This window comes from Candidatus Thiosymbion oneisti (assembly GCF_900092655.1).
In the GTDB taxonomy this organism is placed as follows: Bacteria; Pseudomonadota; Gammaproteobacteria; order Chromatiales; family Chromatiaceae; genus Thiosymbion; species Thiosymbion oneisti.
In genome coordinates this window covers 1-6425 of record NZ_FLUY01001639.1, presented here as the reverse complement: position 1 = coordinate 6425, position 6425 = coordinate 1, and the positions used below count along the sequence as shown (strand labels likewise).

The following is a 6425-nucleotide window of genomic DNA, read 5'->3' as shown; positions in this document are numbered from 1 at the left end:
GGGCAACACAATTTTTCTAAACTGGGCAGCATAGCTTTCTCCTTATCCCACATGGTGCAGAATTTAACGTGAAATACAGCAGTCTCATCCCACCACTTCCGGGGAAAACGAATTCTTTCACAGTCTCTGGAGCGTGGGAACGAGCAGAAGGATCCACGCTGAGATACGGACTAGGCGGTGATGGTCTTGGCGCCTTCCTCGGTCCCCAGAATCAGCACATCCGCCGGCCGTAGGGCAAAGATACCGACGGTTACGACCCCGGCGATATTGTTGATTTCCTGCTCCAGCTTCGATGGCTCCATGATTTCCAAGTTCCGAACATCCAGGATCAGATTGCCGTTGTCGGTGACGAACCCTTCGCGCCAGACCGGCGTGCCGCCGAGCTTGACCAATTGCCGCGCCACATAGCTGCGGGCCATGGGGATGACCTCCACCGGCACGGGAAATGCGCCCAACACATCTACCAGCTTACCGTCGCTGGCGATGCAGACGAACTGCCTGCTGGCCGCGGCGATGATCTTCTCGCGCGTGAGGGCCCCGCCGCCGCCTTTTATCAGCTGGAGCTGAGGGTTCGATTCGTCCGCGCCGTCGACATAGAGCTCGAGCTCCCCGGCATAGTTGAGATCCACTACGGGGATCCCCCGCTCCTTCAGATGGGCCGTCGATGCCTCGGAGCTGGAGACGGCCCCCTGGATGCGGCCCTTGATGGTGGCCAGAAAGTCGATAAAGTGATTGACGGTGGAGCCTGTGCCGACACCGACGATGCCTTCGTCCACGTACTCCAGGGCGGCCTTGGCGGCCAGCTTTTTCATTTCTTCCCGGTTCATTCCAATCCTCCGCGTGTGGGTTCTGAGCCGTTTCTCATCATAGCAAAGCACCGGGCGGCCTTGTCCAACCCGAATTGCGTTTGCTTTCGTTCCACTGGCCGCTTGCACGATAAAGGCATCGTCGAGGCCGGGTGGGCGCATATCATGGGCTTCGCGAATCGACTTTCCCTACCTCCTGCTACCAGTCGCCAGCTTCCGGCTTCCAGCCGCTGGTAGCTGGTAAAGACGCTGCGCCGATACAGCCTACTGTGTAGAATTGGCCCGTGAATCCGGTGATCGTGACGCGGAAACTTCATATGGAATGGCAGGAGATCTGTGACCATCCCCAGCTCCGCGACCTCTCTTTCAAGGTGGAGACCAACCAGTGGGGCCATTTGGAGATGACGCCCGCTTCCAATGAGCATGGGCTCTTTCAGGCGCTGATTGTCCAATGGCTCGCCAGGCTCGGGCCCCAGGGTCGCGTGATCTCCGAATGCAGCGTGCTCACCAGTGCCGGGGTCAAGGTCGCCGATGTTGCCTGGGCCGAAAAGGCGTTCTTTGAGCGTCATCGGCGGGCCAATCCCTATCCGGAGGCGCCGGATCTCGTGATCGAGGTCCCTTCGCCGTCCAATTCCGAGCAGGAGATGGACGAGAAGAAAGCACTCTACTTCGCCCACGGGGCGCGTGAGTTCTGGACCTGCGCCCAAGACGGCAAGGTCCGTTTCTGCGACCGGCGCCGGGAGTTGGACCGGAGCGGCCTGATCCCCGGATTTCCGAACACCATCGAAATAGATTTTGCTTGAGCCCTCAGGAGGGTGTCGCAAAAGGCATCGATCTTCGCCCTTTGCCCCCCTCTCCCCAACCCCTCTCCCGGCGGGAGAGGGGCTTTTGGACACCCTCCTCAGGGGCTCGGCTACCCGGCAACCACGAGAGACAGCACGTGAGTACGAATATCCAGGTTAGGGTCCCCGATATCGGCGATTTCAAGGATGTGGCGGTCATCGAGATACTGGTTGCCCCCGGCGATCGGGTGGCGCAAGAGGCCTCTCTGATCACCTTGGAGAGCGACAAGGCGACCATGGAGATTCCGTCTCCGGAGGCGGGCCAAATCACCGAGCTCAAGGTCGAAGTCGGATCAAAGGTCTCGGAAGGCGATCCGATTTTGACCCTGGAGGTGGAGCAGGACGACCTGGCGGCCCAATCCCCCCCGACACGGGAACGGCCGGCCCCACCACCGCCGGTGGAGTCTGCGCCCCATCTTGCCACCCAAGTGGTGGTCCTCGGCGCCGGGCCGGGCGGCTATACCGCCGCCTTCCGCGCCGCGGATCTGGGCAAGCAGGTGGTCCTGATCGAGCGTTACGACCGCCTGGGGGGGGTCTGCCTCAATGTGGGCTGCATCCCCTCCAAGGCCCTGCTGCACACCGCCCAAATCATCAATGAGGCGGCGGAGATCGCCACCATGGGCGTGCGCTTCGGCGCCCCCGAGATCGATCTTATGCAGCTGCGCGCGGGCAAGGACAAGGTGGTCGAGAAGCTGACCGGCGGCCTGGCGGCGCTCGCCAGGCAACGGGAGGTCCGGGTGGTACAGGGCACCGGCCGCTTCGAGGCCCCGAAGCGCATCGCCGTCGATACCCGCGAGGGTCGGGTCGCGATCGATTTCGACCAGGCCATCATCGCCTGCGGCTCCAGCCCGATAAAAATCCCCGGCTTCCCCCACGCGGACCCGCGGGTCCTGGACTCTACCGACGCCCTGGAGCTGGCGGATATCCCGGGGCGGATGCTCATCGTCGGCGGCGGTATCATCGGGTTGGAGATGGCTACCATCTACCAGGCCCTGGGGACCCGCATCGAGGTGGTGGAGCTGATGGAGCAACTGCTCCCCGGCTGCGACAAAGACCTGATACGTCCCCTGGAGAAGGTCATCAAGCGGCGCTACGACAGCATCATGTTGGGCACCAAGGTGACGGCGATGAATCCGGTTTCCGACGGTATCCGAGTCGGCTTTGAGGGCAAACAGGCCCCGGCGACCCAGACCTATGACCGGGTCTTGGTGGCCGTGGGCCGACGCCCCAACGGCAAGCTCATCGCGGCCGAGAAGGCCGGGGTCAAGGTGGACGAACAGGGCTTCATTCCCGTGGATGTCCACATGCGCACGAACGTACCCAACATCTTCGCCATTGGCGACGTGGTGGGCAATCCCATGTTGGCCCACAAGGCGACGCACGAGGCCAAGGTGGCCGCCGAGGTCATCGCCGGGCTACCCGCCCTCTCCGATCCGCTGACCATCCCCTCGGTGGCCTACACGGACCCCGAGGTGGCCTGGATGGGACTGACGGAGACCGCGGCTAAGGCCCAGGGTATCGCTTACGAGAAGGGCACCTTCCCCTGGACCGCCAGTGGCCGGGCCCTCGGCGTCGGGCGCGACGAGGGTAAAACTAAGCTGCTGTTCGACCCGCAGACCAAGCGCATCCTGGGCGCCGGCATCGTCGGTCCCAATGCCGGAGAGCTTATCGGCGAGACGGTGCTGGCCCTGGAGATGGGGGCGGATTACGAGGACATCGGCCTGACTGTCCATCCCCACCCGACCCTCAACGAGACCATTTGCTTTGCCGCGGAGATGGCACGCGGCTCGATCACGGACCTGATGCCGCCGCGGAAAGGGTAAGCGCTGCTGGCTCTGGCTGGCAGGGTAATTGAACTACAAGGGCGCGCAGGATACAAAGAATAGTCATGTAGGATGCGGTGAGCGCGGTTGGTCTTACAGGATGGCACTATTAGGGGGCGCGAACCGCATCGATGGACACCCGCAGCGAACCGCATCAATGATGCGGTGAGTAACACGAGCTGCACCGATAATGTCCTTTTGCCGCAAATGAACGCGAATTGACGCAAATCGGTCGCGATCGGTTCGCTATCATCGATGGTTACTGGTCTGCTTACGTTTATTTGCGGCCATTTGTGTTTATTTGCGGACCAATTTTCCGTGGGGATCCTGCCGGCTCGATGTTATCGGGAGTTGCGAGCACCCGTACCAACATGTGGGATAGCCTGAGACCGTGACATCTGCCCGGGCGATGTGGCTGCGACTGACGCTGCTCGGTGTGGTCAGCGGCGTCATGGCGAGCCTGGTCGTGCTGGCCTTCCGGGCGGCTATCGCGCTCGGCCAATTCCTCTTGCTGCCGCAGGGAGCACGCGGGGGCTATCCGGATCTCGATCCCTGGCTGCGACTCCTCTTGCCGGTGGCCGGTGGACTCCTGCTCGGGCTGATCTTCGACAGGCTGCGTGCCAAGCACCGCGAGGTGGGTGTCGTCCACGTACTGCACCACCTGCACACTCCCGGAAAGGCGTGCCTGCCCGCGACCAATCTGTTTACCCAGCTGGGAGGTGCGGTTACCGCAATCGTCACCGGACACGCGGTAGACACGGAAGGGCCAGCGGTCCATATCGGCGCGGCCAGCGCCAGCCAGCTCGGTCGGCGCCTGCGGGTTTCCGCCGAAGAGGACCACATACTCGCGGCCAGCGGCGCGGCCGCTGCCATTGCGGCCGCCTTCAATACGCCCCTGGCGGGCGTCGTCTTCGTGGTCGAGGTGCTGCGGGTACGTTATGAGGTCAGCCGGTTTCTGCCGATCATCGTGGCGTCCGTGGTCGGTGCGGTCATCAGTCGGCTGTTGCTGCAAGCAGACCCTATCCTCAGCGTTCCCCCGCTGGATCTGAACAATCACTGGGAGCTGCCGAATCTGATCCTGCTCGGATTGACGATCGGCGTACTGGCGATCGGCTTCATCAGCTGGTGCGAGGCCGTCGCTGTGCGCACGCGTACCTGGTCCAACCGCCTGAGCTTCACCCTGGCGGGCCTGGTAACCGGCATCTTGGCCCTCTGGACCCCCGAGATCATGGGCTCCAGCTACGCTACCCTCGACCGGCTGCTGGCCGGCAAGGAAGGTCTCGGCCTGGGCCTGGTGCTCGCGCTAACCCTGACCAAGCTGGTGGCCACGGGCACGGCGGTGGGGCTGCGGGTCCCCGGTGGATTGATCGGACCGACCCTGTTCATCGGCGGGGCGGCGGGGTCGGCATTCGGCATGCTGTTCGATATGCTTGGGCCCATGGACACGGCCTCGCCTGCCTTCTACGCCACGGTCGGCATGGCGGCCATGATGGGGGCGAGCCTCAGGGCGCCCTTGGCTGCCCTGATCGCTTTGCTCGAGCTCACCGGCAATCCCAATGTCATCCTACCTGGCATGCTCGCGGTTGCCACCGCGGACATCACGAACCAATTGGCAATCGGGCGCGCATCCGTCTTCGAGATCCTGCTGCGCAGTCGCGGGAGTGGGACTGGTTAGCGGTCCGGCGTTGTAGGGTGGGCTGTGCCCACCAATATTGGGTCTCCTTGAACCACGGATACACACGGATACACACGGATCGGCCAGATCCGCGTCCCGGAGGGGTCCATATCCGTGTCCATCCGTGTTCATCCGTGGTTCTCTTTGCCGAATAACCGCAAATCGCTCAACGAGTCCCATCGAGGTACTCTTTGACCATGCGGGGTATTTCCTCTGCCAGGTTGTGACGTGGCGTAAAGCCCAGCTCGGTACGAATTCGATCCGAGGAGAACCAGGCATCCTCCGTCAGCTTGCGCAGGGCTTCATGGTTGAAGGGCATCCGCCGGTGGAATCCTGTTTCCAACCAGGTGGCCCCACAAGCGGCCGTCGCAAGGACCCAATAGGGGACCGCCCATCCGGGTACCGGCTTGCCCAGGGCAAGGCGAATCCGTTCATACAGCCAACGGGTGGAATAGCCCTTGCCATCGGTCACCAGGTAGGTGCAGCCCCATGCCCGCGGATGAGTGGCTGCCAGGAGCGCCGCCGCGATGAGATCCTGCACGTGAAGGGATGATCGTCGGTTGTGGATCTTCGGCCAAGGGGGAAACCGGTTCCGCGCCACCGCATCGATCATACGCGCGATGTTACCCGTTCCGGTCAGCCCGTAGATCATCGGCGAGCGTAATACGCAGACCTGCATGCCTGCTTCGCCCGCCGTCAAAACGCTGCGCTCCGCCGCCAATTTGGCGCGTCCGTACAGGGTATCCGGCGCCGGCGGCGTCGCTTCATCCACCGGCCCCTTGCCGATCGCTGCTCCCATGACCTTGACACTGCTCAGGTAGACAAACCGCCGAATGCCTGCCGCGAGCGCCGCGTCCACCAGATTTCGGGTGCCTTCCGCCGTTACGGGCCAATGGGACGCCGCTTGATAGAGATTGGGCGCTTGCGGTGGCGGCGAGTAACTCGCCAGATGAAGGACCAGCTCGATTCCGTCGAGCCGCCCGACCAGCGTGGAGGGATCGGTGAGATCCGCGCTGTGGATGTCCAATCGCTGCCCGCGCCATAGGGACCGGGCGCTTTTTGGGTCGCGGGTCAGGAGGGCGACGTCGGCACCCCGTTCAAGGAGCGCGGTCACCAGGTGACACCCGACCTTCCCGGTGGCCCCCGTGACGAGGGTGGGAACCGCCTTTAAAGAGGATACCTCGGTACTAGTACCTAGTTTCAATCGATCTTGCAGATTCATAGCTTTCAGGGATGAACCACCCTCCCCAAAATCTTCATGTCTTAAGTGGCAAATCCC

5 protein-coding genes are annotated in these 6425 nt (G+C 62.8%); 3 read left to right on the top strand and 2 right to left on the bottom strand.

Going from position 1 to position 6425, the window contains the following annotated elements; genetic code table 11:
- Positions 1 to 170: 170 nt before the first annotated feature.
- Positions 171 to 827, bottom strand: a complete 657-nt coding sequence (gene rpiA, locus BQ17_RS16930) for a ribose-5-phosphate isomerase RpiA (protein ID WP_089729079.1) — start codon at positions 825 to 827, stop codon at positions 171 to 173.
- 296 nt (positions 828 to 1123) lie between these two features.
- Between rpiA and BQ17_RS16925 the strand changes: the two genes are divergently transcribed.
- The 3 genes from BQ17_RS16925 (at position 1124) to BQ17_RS16915 (ending at position 5146) form a co-directional block, all read left to right on the top strand.
- Positions 1124 to 1609, top strand: coding sequence for a Uma2 family endonuclease (locus BQ17_RS16925; RefSeq protein ID WP_089729077.1), 486 nt, complete (start codon positions 1124 to 1126; stop codon positions 1607 to 1609).
- A gap of 137 nt (positions 1610 to 1746) precedes the next feature.
- Positions 1747 to 3471, top strand: a complete 1725-nt coding sequence (lpdA, locus tag BQ17_RS16920) for a dihydrolipoyl dehydrogenase (RefSeq protein ID WP_089729075.1) — start codon at positions 1747 to 1749, stop codon at positions 3469 to 3471.
- Between the two features lie 391 nt (positions 3472 to 3862).
- Complete coding sequence (locus BQ17_RS16915) at positions 3863 to 5146, top strand: chloride channel protein (RefSeq protein WP_218068330.1); 1284 nt, start codon at positions 3863 to 3865, stop codon at positions 5144 to 5146.
- A 166-nt stretch (positions 5147 to 5312) separates the two neighbouring features.
- Here the strand turns inward: BQ17_RS16915 and BQ17_RS16910 are convergent.
- On the bottom strand, positions 5313 to 6425 hold a 1113-nt coding region (locus tag BQ17_RS16910), incomplete at its 5' end, for an NAD-dependent epimerase/dehydratase family protein (RefSeq protein ID WP_369406485.1).